The 17,289-nt window shown below is 59.6% G+C and carries 9 protein-coding genes, 2 tRNA genes and 3 rRNA genes; 4 read left to right on the top strand and 10 right to left on the bottom strand.

The annotated features are described in order from the left end of the window. Positions 1 to 2: 2 nt before the first annotated feature. The 4 genes from ACN9M1_RS19560 to ACN9M1_RS19545 are packed head-to-tail and all read right to left on the bottom strand — an operon-like array spanning position 3 to position 3,769. Positions 3 to 332, bottom strand: a complete 330-nt coding sequence (locus tag ACN9M1_RS19560; protein ID WP_426400210.1) for a cupin domain-containing protein — start codon at positions 330 to 332, stop codon at positions 3 to 5. A gap of 26 nt (positions 333 to 358) precedes the next feature. Further along, a complete protein-coding gene (locus ACN9M1_RS19555; protein WP_426400209.1) occupies positions 359 to 1,138 on the bottom strand; it encodes a phytanoyl-CoA dioxygenase family protein in 780 nt (259 codons plus the stop codon). A gap of 40 nt (positions 1,139 to 1,178) precedes the next feature. Next, positions 1,179 to 2,435, bottom strand: a complete 1,257-nt coding sequence (locus tag ACN9M1_RS19550) for an MFS transporter (protein ID WP_426400208.1) — start codon at positions 2,433 to 2,435, stop codon at positions 1,179 to 1,181. Further along, positions 2,432 to 3,769, bottom strand: coding sequence for a lysine N(6)-hydroxylase/L-ornithine N(5)-oxygenase family protein (locus ACN9M1_RS19545; protein WP_426400207.1), 1,338 nt, complete (start codon positions 3,767 to 3,769; stop codon positions 2,432 to 2,434). Before ACN9M1_RS19545 ends, ACN9M1_RS19550 begins: the two co-directional genes overlap by 4 nt. A 628-nt stretch (positions 3,770 to 4,397) precedes the next feature. Here ACN9M1_RS19545 and ACN9M1_RS19540 point away from each other — a divergent pair. After that, the gene (locus ACN9M1_RS19540) at positions 4,398 to 6,098 is read left to right on the top strand and encodes a phage integrase family protein (RefSeq protein WP_426400206.1); all 1,701 of its coding nucleotides are present in this window, start codon (positions 4,398 to 4,400) and stop codon (positions 6,096 to 6,098) included. 290 nt (positions 6,099 to 6,388) lie between these two features. On the opposite strand, the gene rrf is transcribed toward ACN9M1_RS19540, so the two are convergent. The 5 genes from rrf to ACN9M1_RS19515 all read right to left on the bottom strand — a co-directional run bounded on the left by rrf (position 6,389) and on the right by ACN9M1_RS19515 (position 11,545). Continuing rightward, positions 6,389 to 6,501: ribosomal RNA gene (gene rrf / locus ACN9M1_RS19535) — 5S ribosomal RNA — on the bottom strand. A 116-nt stretch (positions 6,502 to 6,617) separates the two neighbouring features. Next, a 23S ribosomal RNA gene (locus ACN9M1_RS19530) occupies positions 6,618 to 9,496 on the bottom strand. 264 nt (positions 9,497 to 9,760) lie between these two features. Then, a tRNA-Ala gene (locus ACN9M1_RS19525) sits at positions 9,761 to 9,836 on the bottom strand. A gap of 34 nt (positions 9,837 to 9,870) precedes the next feature. Then, positions 9,871 to 9,947 (bottom strand) — tRNA-Ile (locus ACN9M1_RS19520). 60 nt (positions 9,948 to 10,007) lie between these two features. Continuing rightward, positions 10,008 to 11,545, bottom strand: a 16S ribosomal RNA gene (locus ACN9M1_RS19515). Together the 16S, 23S and 5S rRNA genes with 2 tRNA genes alongside form the textbook arrangement of a ribosomal RNA operon. 749 nt (positions 11,546 to 12,294) lie before the next feature. On the opposite strand from ACN9M1_RS19515, the gene ACN9M1_RS19510 reads away from it, so the two are divergent. Both ACN9M1_RS19510 and ACN9M1_RS19505 read left to right on the top strand, forming a co-directional pair. After that, the gene (locus tag ACN9M1_RS19510; protein ID WP_426400205.1) at positions 12,295 to 14,307 is read left to right on the top strand and encodes a glycoside hydrolase family 28 protein; all 2,013 of its coding nucleotides are present in this window, start codon (positions 12,295 to 12,297) and stop codon (positions 14,305 to 14,307) included. A gap of 261 nt (positions 14,308 to 14,568) precedes the next feature. Next, positions 14,569 to 15,222, top strand: coding sequence for a GntR family transcriptional regulator (locus ACN9M1_RS19505; protein WP_426400204.1), 654 nt, complete (start codon positions 14,569 to 14,571; stop codon positions 15,220 to 15,222). Between the two features lie 86 nt (positions 15,223 to 15,308). On the opposite strand, the gene ACN9M1_RS19500 is transcribed toward ACN9M1_RS19505, so the two are convergent. Continuing rightward, the gene (locus ACN9M1_RS19500) at positions 15,309 to 16,133 is read right to left on the bottom strand and encodes a DODA-type extradiol aromatic ring-opening family dioxygenase (RefSeq protein WP_426400203.1); all 825 of its coding nucleotides are present in this window, start codon (positions 16,131 to 16,133) and stop codon (positions 15,309 to 15,311) included. Positions 16,134 to 16,261: 128 nt separating this feature from the next. On the opposite strand from ACN9M1_RS19500, the gene ACN9M1_RS19495 reads away from it, so the two are divergent. Then, the gene (locus tag ACN9M1_RS19495) at positions 16,262 to 17,161 is read left to right on the top strand and encodes a LysR family transcriptional regulator (protein WP_426400202.1); all 900 of its coding nucleotides are present in this window, start codon (positions 16,262 to 16,264) and stop codon (positions 17,159 to 17,161) included. Positions 17,162 to 17,289 lie beyond the last annotated feature (128 nt).

The raw sequence follows: 17,289 nt of genomic DNA, 5'->3' as shown, positions 1-17,289 counted from the left end.
GGTCAGTCCCACCAGATGGAGAGGAATTTGAGGCTGGCATTCGGATCGGTATTGCGGATGGCATGCTTCTGGTGCGGTGGCATGTAGAACAGCGTCGACTCCCCCACCAGGCGGATCTGGCCGTCGGCCTCGAACTCGCCGCGCCCCGAGATGAGCACCCACAGTTCGTGCTCGTGGTGTGCGTGCAGATCGACCGCGCCGCCCGCCACCACCTCCACTACCGACGTGCCGAACTGCGTCTGCAAGCCCTGCGGCAGGTGCTCCAGCAGGCGGCAAACCAGCACGCCGTACTCGGGCCGCATCATCGTGCGGTCGATTTGCTTCGTGTACACGTGTGCACTCCCCCGGTGGTGGCCGCTCAGTCGCGGTAGAAGATGCCGTTGGACACCTTCAGGTTGTCCATGTCCGCCACCCTGCCCTCGGGCGGGTTGTAGGCGCGCTTCATGCGGTTGTATTCGGCACGCGTTGGGCCGCCGGTGGAGGCGCGTTGAAACACCAGATACAGCGTGCGGCGTGAGCGATCGCTTTTGTTGGGCTGCGAATAATGCGGCGCGTAGTCGTCGAAGATGAAGATGTCGCCGGCCTTCCAGGGCGTCGGTTCCCACGTGAAGGTGTCGGCCACCTCGGGGTGGATGACCCCGCCAGCGTTCATCGGAAACACGCCTTCCTTGTGACGGCCCGGCGTGAAGAACAAGCCACCGTTGTTCGGGTCGGAATCGTCGATGCCGATGGCGACGACTGCGTGCACCATGCGGTCCGGAATCTTGTGCGGGATATGGTAGATGTCCTGGTGCGGACGGTAGCCGCCGCTGTCCGGATACTTGAAGATCAGCAGCTCCTTGAGCATGCGCGTGTCTTCATCAAGCAGCGTTTCGACGGCGCTGCGGATGCGGCCATCGGCCAGCAGGGCTTCGCGCAGGGCATCGTTGTAGTCGAGAAAATTTTCGACCTTGGAGATGATCTTGCTGCCCTCGTTGGTCTTCTCAAACCACATCATCCATTTGTCGTCGCTCACGTTCCAGCGGCCGACATCATCCACCAAGTTGGAGATGCGCTCTCGCGCGCTCGCGTCGAAGAAGCCTTCCAGCCTGAGATACCCGTCCTGGTGCCACTTTTCTTGTTGCGCTTCAGTCAGCATACGAAACATCCTCCTTGAGAATACAGACGAAGACCGCGCCTCAGCGCACGGCTGGTGCGGCCACCCGCACACGCAGCGCGGCCAGCAGCACGACATTGATAGCCACCGCTGCCAATAGCGCGAGCAGCATGGCGTTGGGACCCGAGCTTCGGATCAGGTGACCGCCGATGAACGGAAACCCGAACAGCCCGATGAAGTACGCCAACGTGAAGATCTGCGAGGTGACGGGCACCGATACGCCCTGTTCACCAGCAAGGTTGACCGCCATACCGTTGAGCGTGGAGTAGCTCAGCCCGTAGCCCGTGGCGAAGACCACCGTGGCCGCCACATACAGCAGCGTGCTGCCTGTGTTGGCGATGAACAGCGCCAGCGATGCGGCCGTCGCCACGAACAGCACCAGGGCCAGCCGCTGCACCGGCATGCGCCCCATCACGCGCGCCAGCGAAAAGCGCAGTGCCACGCTGGTTGCCGTGAAGGCCAAGAAGAACAAATCGGGCCGCAGATGGCGCGATTCGGCATACACGCTTTGATAGGTCGACAGACCCGCGAAGATGCACGCGGCAAACACGATCATGGTGATGGGCGCAACGGTGCGCTCGCTCAGTAGCGCCAGGGTCTCGCGCACGGTGATGGCCACACGCGTCATCGGCAGGCCGGGCGCCTGGACCATTGCACGCCGCGCGGCCTCCACGCATATCGCCGCGACCACGCAGGCCGCCGCAAACATCACGTAGACGACCGCGACTGAGCCGGTGTATCGCGCCAGCAAGCGGCTGAGCGGCGTGGCCAGCCCAAGGCCCGCCATCTGCGCGCCCGACACGATGGTCAGGTACTGGATGCGCGCGGCCGGCCGCAAGTGATGAATGATCTGCAGTGGCGCCAGGATAAAGAACACCGACCAGCCCACGCCCACCAGCATGCCGCCCAGGTACGCCGCACGCGCATCGATCGCCACTCCCGCAAAGCCGAGCATGGCCAGCGCCATAGCCAACGAGGCACCCGCGATGGTCGGCATCACGCCGATGCGCTGGGCTACCCACCCCGCCAAGCAGCAGCACACGATGGTGGCGACCATTCCGCTGGAGATGACTGCACCCGCAGCGGCGCTGTTCATGCCATGCGCCTTTAGGTAATCCGGTAACAGGAAACTGGTGCCATAGGCCGCCGCAATCACGATCGATGCGACCAGAAATGGCACGAAGGCGCGCAGCTCCAGCGTGTCAGGCAGCAGGTCAGCATGTGGAGACGGCGTGCTGCCTGACCGGTTGCCGGCGGCAGAAAGGGAAGCAGCGGTCATGCGATGGCAGCGTGGCGGCGCAGGTGCGTGATGGCATCAAAGCCGGGGCGAAGATCAACCTCCTCAGCGGCGTCCTCGGCCTGGTCGAGCTCGCCGAGCAACTGCTGGTCTGGCACGTCCGGATAGAACGCATGCCCGAGCAGGCTGTTGATGATGCGACTGTTGCGATAGGCCACCAACGAGAGGTTCACGCTTTGCAGGCCGTGCTGCACGCGGCCCTGGTTTTGCAGATAGACCGGGCCAGGCATGCCCTGCGCGAAGCGCACGGCGTAATCGTGGCCGAGGTCAGGCAGGCCGTCTTCCAGGCAGGCACCGGCCAGCAACGTTTGGAGGAAGGGCGGCATGCACGGCTGGAAGCCCGTTGCCAGCACGATGCGTTCGGCCTGGATGCGGCAGCGGTGTGGCGTGGTGAGCGCGGCTAGCCCCACTTGCCAGCGTTCGTCGCGACGGGTGATGTCTTCCATCGCCACGCCGGGCAGCAAGCGAAAGCTGCCGGCTAGCGTACCGGCCACGCTTCGCTCGTACAGCACATCATACAAGCGGTTGCACAGCTCGGCCGAGATGCCGTCACTGGTGAGTTTCTCGGCTTCAACAATGGCGCGGCGCTGGCGGATCGGCAGGGCGTGGAAGCGCCGGTTGTAGCCCGGCATGTACGCTTCATTGACGAAGGCGTTGTCGTCCATAGCAAACAGGTTCGCCCGTGAGGTGACCCATGTGATGCGCGCCGTCGGCGCGTGCTCGAGCATGTGTTCGACTACCTCGGCGCCGCTTTGGCCCCCGCCCACCACCAGCACCTCCTCGCCCGCGCGTAATGGTGGGCGATCGAGGTAGTTGGCGACGTGATAGACGGTCTCGCCAAGCCATGAGCGGGCGCTGGCCGGGATCTTCGGCTCCACGCCCACGCCCATCACAATGGCTCGCGCATGGTAGGTGCCAGCGCGCGTGCTCACGCGGTAGCCACCAGCCACGGGCACGATGTCGATCACCTCCTCACCAAAGCGCAGCGTATCGAGCTGCTGCGCAACCCACTGGTAATAATCGGTGAACTCTCGCCGAGAGGTGGAAGTGCTGCGCTTGTTGACGAAGCTGTAGAGCCGCCGGTGCACCGCCAAGTAGTTAAGGAACGAGTAGGGGCTGGTCGGGTCGACCAGCGTAACGCAGTCCTTGAGCGGCGACACTTGTAGCCGACCGTTCGGCAGCATGAGTCCGGGGTGCCAGCAGAATGCGCTGCGCTTTTCCAGAAACAGTGCCCGCAGCGGTGTGGGTGCAATCAGCGCTGCCAGGCTGAGGTTGAACGGGCCGATCCCGATACCAATGACGTCCAACATGTCCATGTGGGGCTTCCTGCAGGTCTGGTGATGAGCGACGCCGGCGACGGCGGGCGAAAGACGAGATGCGCGGTGCGGTGACGGTGTGTCGAGCATTTATGCCCGAGCACTTTGGCCGCTATGCGGTGGCAGGTGGGCCATGATGGCCGCTGAATCGGTCCGCGCTGAATGCACGGCGCTGCTGAAGGGGGTCAAGGACTTCATGCGGATATTCACCTGTCGGGTGCGCTGCTTGATAGCCAATCCCCCTGGCCGTGTGCGCTGTCCTTGCGCATCGCTTTTTGTATGGACTGCCGCAAAAGTAGAAAACTCGTAAGCCGTCCGCAAGACAACGGCACGATGAAGATTTTTTTCAGCAGAGAAAAATGATGCGCAGCTCCATTGTTTGATCTAAACAGGACGGACAAGGTGCGCCTGTGATGTGACTCTGCACCAAGAGACAATGCCGCTGAGACGTGGAGAATCCGGCCTGAACTTGACGATTTGAAGTGGAAGACATGCCGTGAAGACGAGCAAGCTCAGCGGCCAAACGACAAGTTCCCGAGGATCACTTGTGTCCCTCTTCGAAGATATAGCGCTATTGCGATAACTATTCTTATCGCAATAGCCGCATGGAAGCACTAAACTGCCTTCCATGAAAACGCGCCTGTTCCCCGTCGATCCCTCCGTCGGCACTCCACCTGATTTCCCCGACGCCGCCGAGCTGGCCGTGCTGCGTGCTTGGCATGCCGGCTTGTCGACCCGCGAGGCCGTTGAACGCTATCTGGGCGAGCGCCTGGACCCCGGGCAGTCCTCGCGCGGCGTGCTTGGACACATTCGGCGCCAGCTCGCCGCGTTTGCACGCCGGCGTCAACGCGAAGACCTGGCAGTGCTATTCGAGATGCCGGCAGCCGACCGTGCCAAACAGGGTAGGGCCGCCGACCAGGCGATCGAGCTGCTCCGCACGCTGCCGCTTCCCGCCCCGCTCATCAGCGATGACGTCGGATTGTGGTTGGATGCTCGGACTGTCGCCGCGCTACGCGCCGCCGGCATCGACACCCTGGCCGACCTGACCGTCCGCGTGCCGCGCCGACGCCGCTGGTGGGCCGTCATTCCCGGCTTGGGGCAGGCCAGTGCGCGGCGTATCGAGGCGTTCTTTGCCGAGCACCCCCAACTGACCGAGCGTGCCCGCGCGCTAATCGCCGAGCGGGTCCGCGGCATAGTCGTGCCGTGGGAGCAATTGCGCCTGCCCCAGGAGGTTGACGGCTCGCAGGGGCAATTCCGTGCGCCGCGCGAGACCTGCGTACTCACTGCTGACAACGATTACGAGGCCATTCAAGCGTGGCTGTCCCTGCACGAGTCGCCGGCGACCCAACGTTCGTACCGCAAAGAGGCGGAGCGCCTGATCTTGTGGGCCATCGTCGAACGCGGCCGGCCGCTGTCGTCGCTCACCACCGAGGACGCGATTGCCTACCGGAGCTTCCTGCGCCGACCGACACTGCGCGAACGTTGGGTCGGCCCGGCACGCCCACGCACCTCCGTCGAATGGCGGCCATTCACTGACGGGCTCTCGGCCCGCTCGATCGCCTACGCGTTGTCCGTGTTGGGCGCGATGTTCCGTTGGTTGATTCAGCAGCGCTACGTGCTGGCCAACCCGTTTGCAGGCATCAAAGTACGTGGTGGCGGGCGGACTGCCGCGCTGGACGCCTCGCACGCTTTTACGGAAGGCGAATGGACGCTGATCCGCACCATCGCCGATGGACTGGAGTGGTCGTATGGCTGGGAGGCACCCGCCGCGCAGCGGCTGCGCTTCGTGCTGGATTTTGGCTATGCGACTGGCCTGCGTGCCAGCGAACTCGTTTCCGCAAAGCTTGGCGACATCGAAACGGACCAACAGGGCGATCACTGGCTCAACCTGGTGGGGAAGGGGAGTCGCGCTGGCAAGGTTGCGCTGCCACCACTGGCGCGAGCGGCGCTCGACCGCTACCTCGTGGAGCGCGGGCTACCGGTCACGCGGGCGCGCTGGACTCCGAAGACACCGCTGATTGGTGGGCTGGAGATCGGCGCCGCTGGAGGCATCACGGGGACGCGACTGTGGAGCGTGGTTAGACGGTTTTTTGAGACGGCTGCCGATGTCATCGAAAACGATCACGCAGTGCTGGCAGAGAAGCTACGCAAAGCCAGTCCGCACTGGATGCGGCATACCCATGCCACCCACGCCCTGGCGCGCGGCGCCGAACTGACCACCGTGCGCGACAATCTACGGCATGCGTCCATCTCGACGACCTCGATCTATCTACATGGGGACGACATGAAACGAGCGACGCAAATTGCCAATGCTTTTGCGACCAAATGATCGTTGGGAGAACTCTCTTCCAATTGCCGGCCGGTGTGAGCTACGTTGCTGTCGGCCGGCATCCCGTGATCTATCCAAGACGGATGTTCACGTTGGAGCGGCGTTTGTACCATTGACCATCCCAAGCGTTGCGTCCAAGTGCATCAACAATCTCAAGAACACGCAACACCCGTAAAGATGCCATCCTGTCCCATAATTAGGATTATGTAAAATATTCTCCCGATAGTGTTTGCAGCCGCCTAAAAGCAAACACCCCAGCTCGGTGTGGAGCTGGGGTGTTTTATGGGAGAGCCTGGCGATGACCTACTTTCACACGGGAATCCGCACTATCATCGGCGCGGAGTCGTTTCACGGTCCTGTTCGGGATGGGAAGGGGTGGTACCGACTCGCTATGGTCACCAGGCTATGACTTGTCGCGTCGTTGCGTTTGTGGGCAACGTCGCCAATATGGGAATGTAGTTTAGGTTGTGACTTATGTATCAGGCACAAGGCAGACCCAGCCGGAAACATACCGGTTATAGGATCAAGCCGCACGGGCAATTAGTACTGGTTAGCTGAACGCATTACTGCGCTTCCACACCCAGCCTATCAACGTCCTGGTCTCGAACGACCCTTCAGGGAGATCAAGTCTCCAGGGAATCCTCATCTTCAGGCAAGTTTCCCGCTTAGATGCTTTCAGCGGTTATCTCTTCCGTACATAGCTACCCTGCGATGCCTCTGGCGAGACAACAGGTACACCAGCGGTACGTCCACTCCGGTCCTCTCGTACTAGGAGCAGCCCCCGTCAAGATTCCAACGCCCACGGCAGATAGGGACCAAACTGTCTCACGACGTTTTAAACCCAGCTCACGTACCTCTTTAAATGGCGAACAGCCATACCCTTGGGACCGGCTACAGCCCCAGGATGAGATGAGCCGACATCGAGGTGCCAAACACCGCCGTCGATATGAACTCTTGGGCGGTATCAGCCTGTTATCCCCAGAGTACCTTTTATCCGTTGAGCGATGGCCCTTCCATACAGAACCACCGGATCACTATGTCCTGCTTTCGCACCTGCTCGACTTGTCGGTCTCGCAGTTAAGCACGCTTTTGCCATTGCACTTTAGGTACGATGTCCGACCGTACCAAGCGTACCTTCGAACTCCTCCGTTACACTTTGGGAGGAGACCGCCCCAGTCAAACTGCCTACCATGCACTGTCCCCGACCCGGATTCACGGGCCAAGGTTAGAACCTCAAACAAACCAGGGTGGTATTTCAAGGTCGGCTCCACCGAAACTAGCGTCCCGGTTTCAAAGCCTCCCACCTATCCTACACAGATCGGTTCAAAGTCCAATGCAAAGCTACAGTAAAGGTTCATGGGGTCTTTCCGTCTAGCCGCGGGGAGATTGCATCATCACAAACACTTCAACTTCGCTGAGTCTCGGGAGGAGACAGTGTGGCCATCGTTACGCCATTCGTGCAGGTCGGAACTTACCCGACAAGGAATTTCGCTACCTTAGGACCGTTATAGTTACGGCCGCCGTTTACCGGGACTTCAATCAAGAGCTTGCACCCCATCATTTAATCTTCCGGCACCGGGCAGGCGTCACACCCTATACGTCCACTTTCGTGTTTGCAGAGTGCTGTGTTTTTATTAAACAGTCGCAGCCACCATTTTATTGCAACCCCTTCGTCCTTCTGGCGCGAGCCAGTCAAACTACAAGGGCGTACCTTATCCCGAAGTTACGGTACCAATTTGCCGAGTTCCTTCTCCCGAGTTCTCTCAAGCGCCTTAGAATACTCATCTCGCCCACCTGTGTCGGTTTGCGGTACGGTCTCGTATGACTGAAGCTTAGAGGCTTTTCTTGGAACCACTTCCAATTGCTTCGCGACCTAAAGTCGCTCGCCCCACACCCTTGAATCACGCACCCGGATTTGCCTAAGTGCCATCTCCAATGCAGGGACCGGGACATCCAACACCCGGACAACCTTCCGCGATCCGTCCCCCCATCGCATCATACGACGGTGCAGGAATATTAACCTGCTTCCCATCAGCTACGCATCTCTGCCTCGCCTTAGGGGCCGACTCACCCTACGCCGATGAACGTTGCGTAGGAAACCTTGGGCTTACGGCGAGGGGGCCTTTCACCCCCTTTATCGCTACTCATGTCAGCATTCGCACTTCTGATACCTCCAGCATCCTTTACAAGACACCTTCACAGGCTTACAGAACGCTCTCCTACCATGCACTTACGTGCATCCGCAGCTTCGGTATATGGCTTAGCCCCGTTACATCTTCCGCGCAGGACGACTCGATCAGTGAGCTATTACGCTTTCTTTAAAGGGTGGCTGCTTCTAAGCCAACCTCCTGACTGTTTTAGCCTTCCCACTTCGTTTCCCACTTAGCCATATTTAGGGACCTTAGCTGGCGGTCTGGGTTGTTTCCCTCTTGACACCGGACGTTAGCACCCGATGTCTGTCTCCCGTGATTGCACTCTTCGGTATTCGGAGTTTGCTATGGCGGGGTAATCAGCAATAGACCCCCCAACCATGACAGTGCTCTACCCCCGAAGGTGAGACACGAGGCACTACCTAAATAGTTTTCGGAGAGAACCAGCTATTTCCAAGTTTGTTTAGCCTTTCACCCCTATCCACAGCTCATCCCCTAACTTTTCAACGTTAGTGGGTTCGGTCCTCCAGTACGTGTTACCGCACCTTCAACCTGGCCATGGATAGATCACTTGGTTTCGGGTCTACACCCAGCGACTGAACGCCCTATTCGGACTCGCTTTCGCTACGCCTTCCCTAATCGGTTAAGCTTGCCACTGAATGTAAGTCGCTGACCCATTATACAAAAGGTACGCCGTCACCCGTTTCCAGGCTCCGACTGTTTGTATGCATGCGGTTTCAGGATCTATTTCACTCCCCTCCCGGGGTTCTTTTCGCCTTTCCCTCACGGTACTGGTTCACTATCGGTCGATTACGAGTATTTAGCCTTGGAGGATGGTCCCCCCATCTTCAGACAGGATTTCACGTGTCCCGCCCTACTTGTCGTACACCTAGTTCCACAATACTGCTTTCGCATACGGGGCTATCACCCACTATGGCCGGACTTTCCATTCCGTTCTGCTAGCAATACTGCTAAAGAGTACAAGGCTGATCCCATTTCGCTCGCCACTACTTTGGGAATCTCGGTTGATTTCTGTTCCTGCAGCTACTTAGATGTTTCAGTTCACTGCGTTCGCTTCCCTGACCTATGTATTCAGTCAGGGATGACCCATGCGGGCCGGGTTTCCCCATTCGGACATCTGCGGATCAAAGCTTGTTTGCCAGCTCCCCGCAGCTTTTCGCAGGCTACTACGTCCTTCATCGCCTGTAATCGCCAAGGCATCCACCACATGCACTTATTCGCTTGACCCTATAACGAGTATGTCTCGCTATAGGCTGAGTTCTCGCGTTGTGCCGTATTCCAAGACAATCTTTCGATTGCTCTGGTAATACTGGTTGATACAATCACAACCCAGTGTCGCGTTTGAATGTGCGTCTCATCAACGCACCGCGACACCTTTACTACATTCCATATTGTTAAAGAACAGCCGAACTTTTACGCTCGTCTTGGCTAGGCCAAACGCAAACACCATCGACACCGCGTCGATGCTTGCGTTTGGTAACCAAAAGGTATTGGTGGAGGATGACGGGATCGAACCGACGACCCCCTGCTTGCAAAGCAGGTGCTCTCCCAGCTGAGCTAATCCCCCAGTCACGGCAGAGATACTTCCACCGTCCGTAACTTGGTGGGTCTGGTAGGACTTGAACCTACGACCCCCGCCTTATCAAGACGGTGCTCTAACCACCTGAGCTACAGACCCTTGGCTGTAACATCAAACAAACCGATAAGTGTGGACGCCTAACGTCGGATGCACGCTCTTAAAGGAGGTGATCCAGCCGCACCTTCCGATACGGCTACCTTGTTACGACTTCACCCCAGTCATGAACCCTACCGTGGTAATCGCCCTCCTTGCGGTTAGGCTAACTACTTCTGGTAAAGCCCACTCCCATGGTGTGACGGGCGGTGTGTACAAGACCCGGGAACGTATTCACCGCGGCATGCTGATCCGCGATTACTAGCGATTCCAGCTTCACGTAGTCGAGTTGCAGACTACGATCCGGACTACGATGCATTTTCTGGGATTAGCTCCACCTCGCGGCTTGGCAACCCTCTGTATGCACCATTGTATGACGTGTGAAGCCCTACCCATAAGGGCCATGAGGACTTGACGTCATCCCCACCTTCCTCCGGTTTGTCACCGGCAGTCTCTCTAGAGTGCCCTTTCGTAGCAACTAGAGACAAGGGTTGCGCTCGTTGCGGGACTTAACCCAACATCTCACGACACGAGCTGACGACAGCCATGCAGCACCTGTGTCCACTTTCTCTTTCGAGCACCTAATGCATCTCTGCTTCGTTAGTGGCATGTCAAGGGTAGGTAAGGTTTTTCGCGTTGCATCGAATTAATCCACATCATCCACCGCTTGTGCGGGTCCCCGTCAATTCCTTTGAGTTTTAATCTTGCGACCGTACTCCCCAGGCGGTCAACTTCACGCGTTAGCTACGTTACTAAGGAAATGAATCCCCAACAACTAGTTGACATCGTTTAGGGCGTGGACTACCAGGGTATCTAATCCTGTTTGCTCCCCACGCTTTCGTGCATGAGCGTCAGTGTTATCCCAGGGGGCTGCCTTCGCCATCGGTATTCCTCCACATCTCTACGCATTTCACTGCTACACGTGGAATTCTACCCCCCTCTGACACACTCTAGCCGTGCAGTCACCAATGCAATTCCCAGGTTAAGCCCGGGGATTTCACATCGGTCTTGCACAACCGCCTGCGCACGCTTTACGCCCAGTAATTCCGATTAACGCTTGGACCCTACGTATTACCGCGGCTGCTGGCACGTAGTTAGCCGGTCCTTATTCTTCCGGTACCGTCATCGACCCCAGGTATTAACCAGAGCCATTTCTTTCCGGACAAAAGTGCTTTACAACCCGAAGGCCTTCTTCACACACGCGGCATTGCTGGATCAGGCTTTCGCCCATTGTCCAAAATTCCCCACTGCTGCCTCCCGTAGGAGTCTGGGCCGTGTCTCAGTCCCAGTGTGGCTGATCGTCCTCTCAGACCAGCTACTGATCGTCGCCTTGGTGAGCCTTTACCTCACCAACTAGCTAATCAGACATCGGCCGCTCCTATAGCATGAGGCCTTGCGGTCCCCCACTTTCACCCTCAGGTCGTATGCGGTATTAGCTAATCTTTCGACTAGTTATCCCCCACTACAGGGCACGTTCCGATGTATTACTCACCCGTTCGCCACTCGCCATCAATCTAGCAAGCTAGATCATGCTGCCGTTCGACTTGCATGTGTAAGGCATGCCGCCAGCGTTCAATCTGAGCCAGGATCAAACTCTTCAGTTCAATCTGCTGTTTTCGCTCTTTACGAGCGGTCGCTCACTCTCAGAATCTGACTTGAACTTTCGTTCAAACCTTACTTCTGTGCGAGCACTTCATTACTTGTTAGCTAACGAGACGAATCTCGTCGCACCCAGTATTAAGCGCCCACACTTATCGGCTGTTTGCTTGTTAAAGAACTGCGCGATCAACTTTGTTCACCGCGTCGCTGCGTTTGCTGCAGCAGAGAAATGAGATTATGCAGAGCTTTTTCGCCGCTGTCAACAACTTGCTGAAGAATTTTTATCGTTCAACGCGTCGCTAACTTCACTGCAACTTCGAGCCATCGCCAACCACTCAACAACCCGCAAACCCGCACCACTTCTACTTCTCCACCGCCTTAACCACCCCGCCGTCGCTTTCGTTTCGGCGCTGTCGTTTGCAGCGAGGGGCGAACTATAGGCATCTTTGGCGAACTTGGCAACACCTTTTTCATGACTCCCCAATGACACAGCCATGAAGAATGCCGTCGGGGCCCCGGCGGGGCCTGGGATTGCGAGCGAAAATTAGCTGATTACGACACCATCAGTCCTTATCGAATTACCCCGCTGATGCCGGTCAGCGACGGCTGATCCACACCTTCGCTGACTCAGCCCTGGGAACAACGACAAGGGAAACTCGGCTCGGATCACTAATATATCAACACACAAACACTGATATATTTACTTGCAGTGGTTCGAACAGCACACCTAAGAACAACCCACGGAGGGAGAGCCATGGCATCCGCCACTCGCATCCTGCGGCAACTCGCGCGCCGCGCCCACGCCCCACTGAATCCCGCTCGACGCGCGTTTCTGAGCTACGGCGGTGCTGCGGTCGGTGGTGCGCTAGTGAGTGCCTGTGGCGGGGACTCCGACGCGGCGGCACCGGTTACCAGCACGCCGACCGCCCCCATACAGGCCGATCCGATCTGGGGTGCGAACGGCGCCGCCACCACCATCATCTCGTCGCTGCAGGGCGTTGCGCAGAGCGCGTTTCCCGCCATGGATTTCCAGGTGGAAGCGTTTGGTGCGCAGCCGTGCGCCGTGGTTGCGCAGACGAGTCCATATACCGATCCGACCAAATCCCCTGTCAGTTCAGGTGCCGGGGCAACACAGGCACCGGGTTCTTTCGATTCGCGACCGGCATTCCTGGCCGCGATTGCCGCGTGCAACGCCGCAGGCGGTGGTCGCGTGGTGGTGCCCTCGGGCACGTGGTATTGCGCGGGGCCGATCGTGCTGCTGAGCAACGTCAACTTCCACCTGAGTGCGAATTGCACGATTTACTTCAGCGCCAACCCGGCTGACTACGCCAAGGATGGCCCGGTCGATTGCGGCGCCAACGGCAGGCTCTATTACAGCCGCTGGCAAGCGGACGACTGTCTGAACTACGGCTCCCCGATCTACGCGCGCAACGCCAACAACATCGCGCTGACGGGCGAGGGCTCGACGTCGGTGCTCAATGGGCAGGCCATGACGCCATTTGCGGGCACGGGCAACACCAGCACATGCTGGTGGACCTTCAAGGGCACCAACGGCGCCTACGGCTGCGCTAGCTCGAGCACACCTTCACAGGCCTATAGCAACCCGAACAACGTCGACTTGCAGACGGCGGTGCCGGGCATCTCGAGCGCGCTGTATACGCTGCTGACCAATCCTGCTACGCCCTGGCAGCAGGATCAGAATTACCTGCCGGCCCTGTCCGAAGCTGGCGTGCCGGTGGAAAAGCGCATCTTCGGTCTGGGCCACTACCTGCGGCCGTGCATGGTGGAGCTCATCGGCTGCACCAGTGTGCTGATGGAGAACTACCGCACCATCAACACGCCGTTCTGGCAGCACCATCCGGTGCATTGCACGAACGTGGTCATCCGTGGCGTTACGGTGGACAGCATCGGCCCGAACAATGACGGCTTCGACCCAGATGCCTGCAGCAACGTGCTGTGTGAGAACGTGACCTTCAACACGGGTGACGACTGCATCGCCATCAAGTCGGGCAAGAATCTGGATACCGGCTACGGCCCCGCGCAGGACCACGTCATCCAGAACTGCACGATGAACAGCGGTCACGGCGGCATCACCCTGGCCAGCGAAATGGGCGGCGGCGTGCAGAACATCTACGCGCGCAATCTGGCGATGCTCAACCAGTTCTGGGCGACCAACTCGCTGAACATCGCCATCCGCATCAAGACGAACATGAACCGTGGCGGGTTCGTGAAGAACTTCTATGTGACTAACGTCAGCCTGCCCAATGGGGTCAACCTGGCGGGTGCCGGCTACGGCAGCAAGATGCTGACGGGCAGTCCGATCAACAGCACGGTGCCGCTCGGCGTGGTGACGTCTACAGCGGCAAATCCGTCTGCATCGCAGGGCGGGCTGATCACGTTCGACTGCGACTACCAACCCGCCGCGGATGCCATCCGCACACGGCCGGCGCTGGTGCAGAACATCAACATCTCGAACGTGGTGGCTGGCAATGTCACGGTGGGCGGCCTGACAGGGTCGTGCTTCCAGGCCATCGTGGCGCAGGGCCCTGTGGCGTTTGACTACAACGGGCCGCTGCCCGCGCCCACCGTGCCACCCATTTCTGGCGTGACGATCTCCAACTGCAACTTTGGCACACCCACGGCGACTGGCCCTGCGAGCGCCACCGTGCCGGGGCCGATCTACACCTACAACGTGCACGACATCACGCTGCAGAACGTAGTGATCGGTGGGCAGACCTTCAATACCACCGTGACCGACGCTCGCTGAACAACCCGCCTCCTTCAAAAAAGCGATGGACGGCCCGGCTCTTAGAACCCCTCCGTATGGAGGTCGGGCTCGGTTTGGCAGCAGTTCAAGTGCGTGGGCTTTGCCGCTATCATGATGCCCGCGCCGCCCATCGCTCATTGGTCTTGGACCGCATCGACATACTCAGGCAGCGCATTGCAATCCCTTCCACTACCACCCGATCTTGTTGCGAGCTGTATGACTTCGCGCCCCGCTTCCTCGCCGTCGCATGACGAGGTCACGATGACCGCGTCCCGACGCGTCTACCTCAGCCTGCGCGAGCGCATCCTCGAGATGGAACTCCTGCCCGGCACGCGCATCGTTGAAAAAGAGCTCGCGGATGAATTCGGCACCAGCCGCACCCCCGTTCACGAGGCTGTGCAGCGGCTGGCGGAAGAAGGCCTGATCGACGTGCAGCCGCGTGTTGGCACGTTCGTGTCGCGCATTCCGCTCAATACGCTGGAAGAAGCCATGCTGGTGCGCAGCGCGCTGGAAGTCGCCATCATTGAGAAGGCGGCTGAGCGCATGACGCCGGAAGGCATCAAGAAGCTCAATGCCGTGCTGGAGCGCCAGGCGCAATGCGTGCGCGACAGCAACCGCCGCGGGTTCTTCCGCACAGACGAAGCCTTTCATGCCACGCTGGCCGAGCTGTCGGGCTACCCCGGCGTGTGGCAGATCATTCTGGACGTCAAAACGCAGATCGACCGCTATCGGCTGCTGACCCTCCCCCTGGAAGGCCGCATGACCGAAGTGCTGGCCGAGCACCGCGCCGTCGTCGACGCGCTCGCCTCCGGCAAACCGAAGGAAGCCATCCGGGCCATGCGGGAGCACCTCGACCAGGTGCTGCCCGTGCTGGAAATCACGCGCCGGCTGCGCCCGGAATACTTCGAGGTGTAAGCAGGCATCCAGGCGCCACCAGAGGACTTCAAAGGCGCTGCTTTCATGGTGACTTTCCAGAATGGCTCGGTGGCCAGGATGGGAAGTTATTGCGCAAGCGTGTTGCCGAATCGGAAGCTCGATGCGGTCAGCCCACCGAAAAGATCGGTCTGGTGATAGGTGGTGGTGCCGGGCTCATCCCACGCTGCGCCAACGGCCACCATCAACGGAAGCAGGTGGTCTTCACGCGGGTGCGCATCGCGCGCGCTGGGGGCACGCTCCCAACCGATCAGCCGCGCAGCGCGTTCAACGGGCGAAGCCTCCACCAGCGTCTGCTGCAGCCACGCGTCAAACTGCCGGGACGGCTCATGCCCGCTGGTGCCGCGCATGGCGCGTAGGTTGTGGTAACTCAAACCGCTGCCGATGATGAGCACACCCTCATCGCGCAACGGCGCGAGGGCCTTGCCGACCTTCAGATGCAGCGCGGGATCGAGGCCTGCATCCAGCGACAACTGCACGACGGGGATGTCTTCATCGGGCCACAACGGCTTCATCACGCTGAAGGTGCCGTGGTCAAAACCCCGCGTCGGGTCGAGCCGCGCATCAAGGTCACTCCCCAGCAGCAGATCGCGCACGCGCTGCGCCAGTTCGGGCGAGCCCGGCGCACGGTACTGGATCTGATAGAAATACTCGGGGAAGCCGTAGTAGTCGTACACCATGCCGGGGCGGCTGCCCGAAGAGACGGCGAAACCGGCTTCCTCCCAATGGCCTGAGATCATCAACACGGCCTTGGGCACGCTGCCCAACTCGGCGCGCATTTCCACCAGAGAACGCTCGAGCTGATCAAAGTTGTGACGGAAGTCGCCCGTCATGTACGGCCAGGGGCCGCCGCCGTGGCTGATGAAGTACGTGGGGAGTCGGGGTGTATTCACGATGGGCTCTCTATGCAAAGTCGCGACGCCGCTAGGTCGGATCACGCGTTTGCGTAGCATCGTGGTTTTCTAATGGGCAATCAATTGGCGTAAAGTTACCGGATCCTTTCCTATTTGTTGATGATCTGATGGACACCCTGACCAGCCTGCGCGTGTTCTGCATGGTGGCGGAGCTGCGCAGCTTTGCCGCTGCCGCCAAGCGACTGGACCTCTCGCCCGCCATGGCAAGCAAACACGTGATGCACCTGGAAAGCCGCCTGGGCAATCGCCTGCTCAACCGGACGAGCCGCCACGTCAGCCTGACCGAGGCCGGCGCGCTGTACTTCAGCCAGGCCAGAGCCACGCTGGAAGGGTTGGACGAGGTGGAGGCTGCCATCAGCAATGTCACCGTCACGCCTCGCGGCACGCTCAAGCTCAGTGCGCCGGTGTGGGTGGCCAGCCCGCGCTTTACCGGCTTACTGGCCGACTATCACCGCCGCTACCCCGATGTGTGCCTGGATATGGACCTGAGCGGCCGAATCGTAAACCTGGTGGATGAAGGCTTCGACTTGGCACTACGCGCCACCAGGCCAGACCGGCTTGACCCCGGGCTGGTGGCCCGTCCGTTGATGCAGATCGAGTTTGGCCTGATGGCATCGCCCGCCTATCTGGAACGCACAGGCCACCCTCGGGCCGTATCAGACCTCAATGGCCACGCGCTGCTGCGCTACAGCGGCATGGGCTCCGGCAACAGTTTGACCCTGGACAGCCCCGAAGGCCCGCAGACCGTCATCTTCCGCACCATCATGCAAAGCGAGAACGAAACGGTGCTGCATCTGGCCGCCCTGGAAGGCATGGGCGTCGTCTTTCTGCCCACCTGGATGGTGCAGACCGACATTGCACAGGGCCGGCTGACAGCGGTGCTGCCGGATGCGCTCAACTTCAAGACAACGCTGCATGCCGTGTATCCGAGCCGGAAATATCTGTCGGCCAAGGTGCGTACGTTCATTGATTTTCTGGCGGCACAGGATGCTGCGCGCCCACTGTAGGCGACCGCGACATCGTGCTGGACGACCTGAACACGCTGGAGATGTGAAGAACGACACGTCGCTGACCGTGGCAGGCGCAACTACAAGCTCAGATCAGCCGAGCCATTGCCCTTGACGCTGGCGCCAAG

It is taken from the genome of Ralstonia sp. R-29, assembly GCF_049913345.1.
In the GTDB taxonomy this organism is placed as follows: Bacteria; Pseudomonadota; Gammaproteobacteria; order Burkholderiales; family Burkholderiaceae; genus Ralstonia.
Note: the sequence above shows the minus strand (reverse complement) of the source record. Positions and strands in the feature narration are given on the sequence as shown.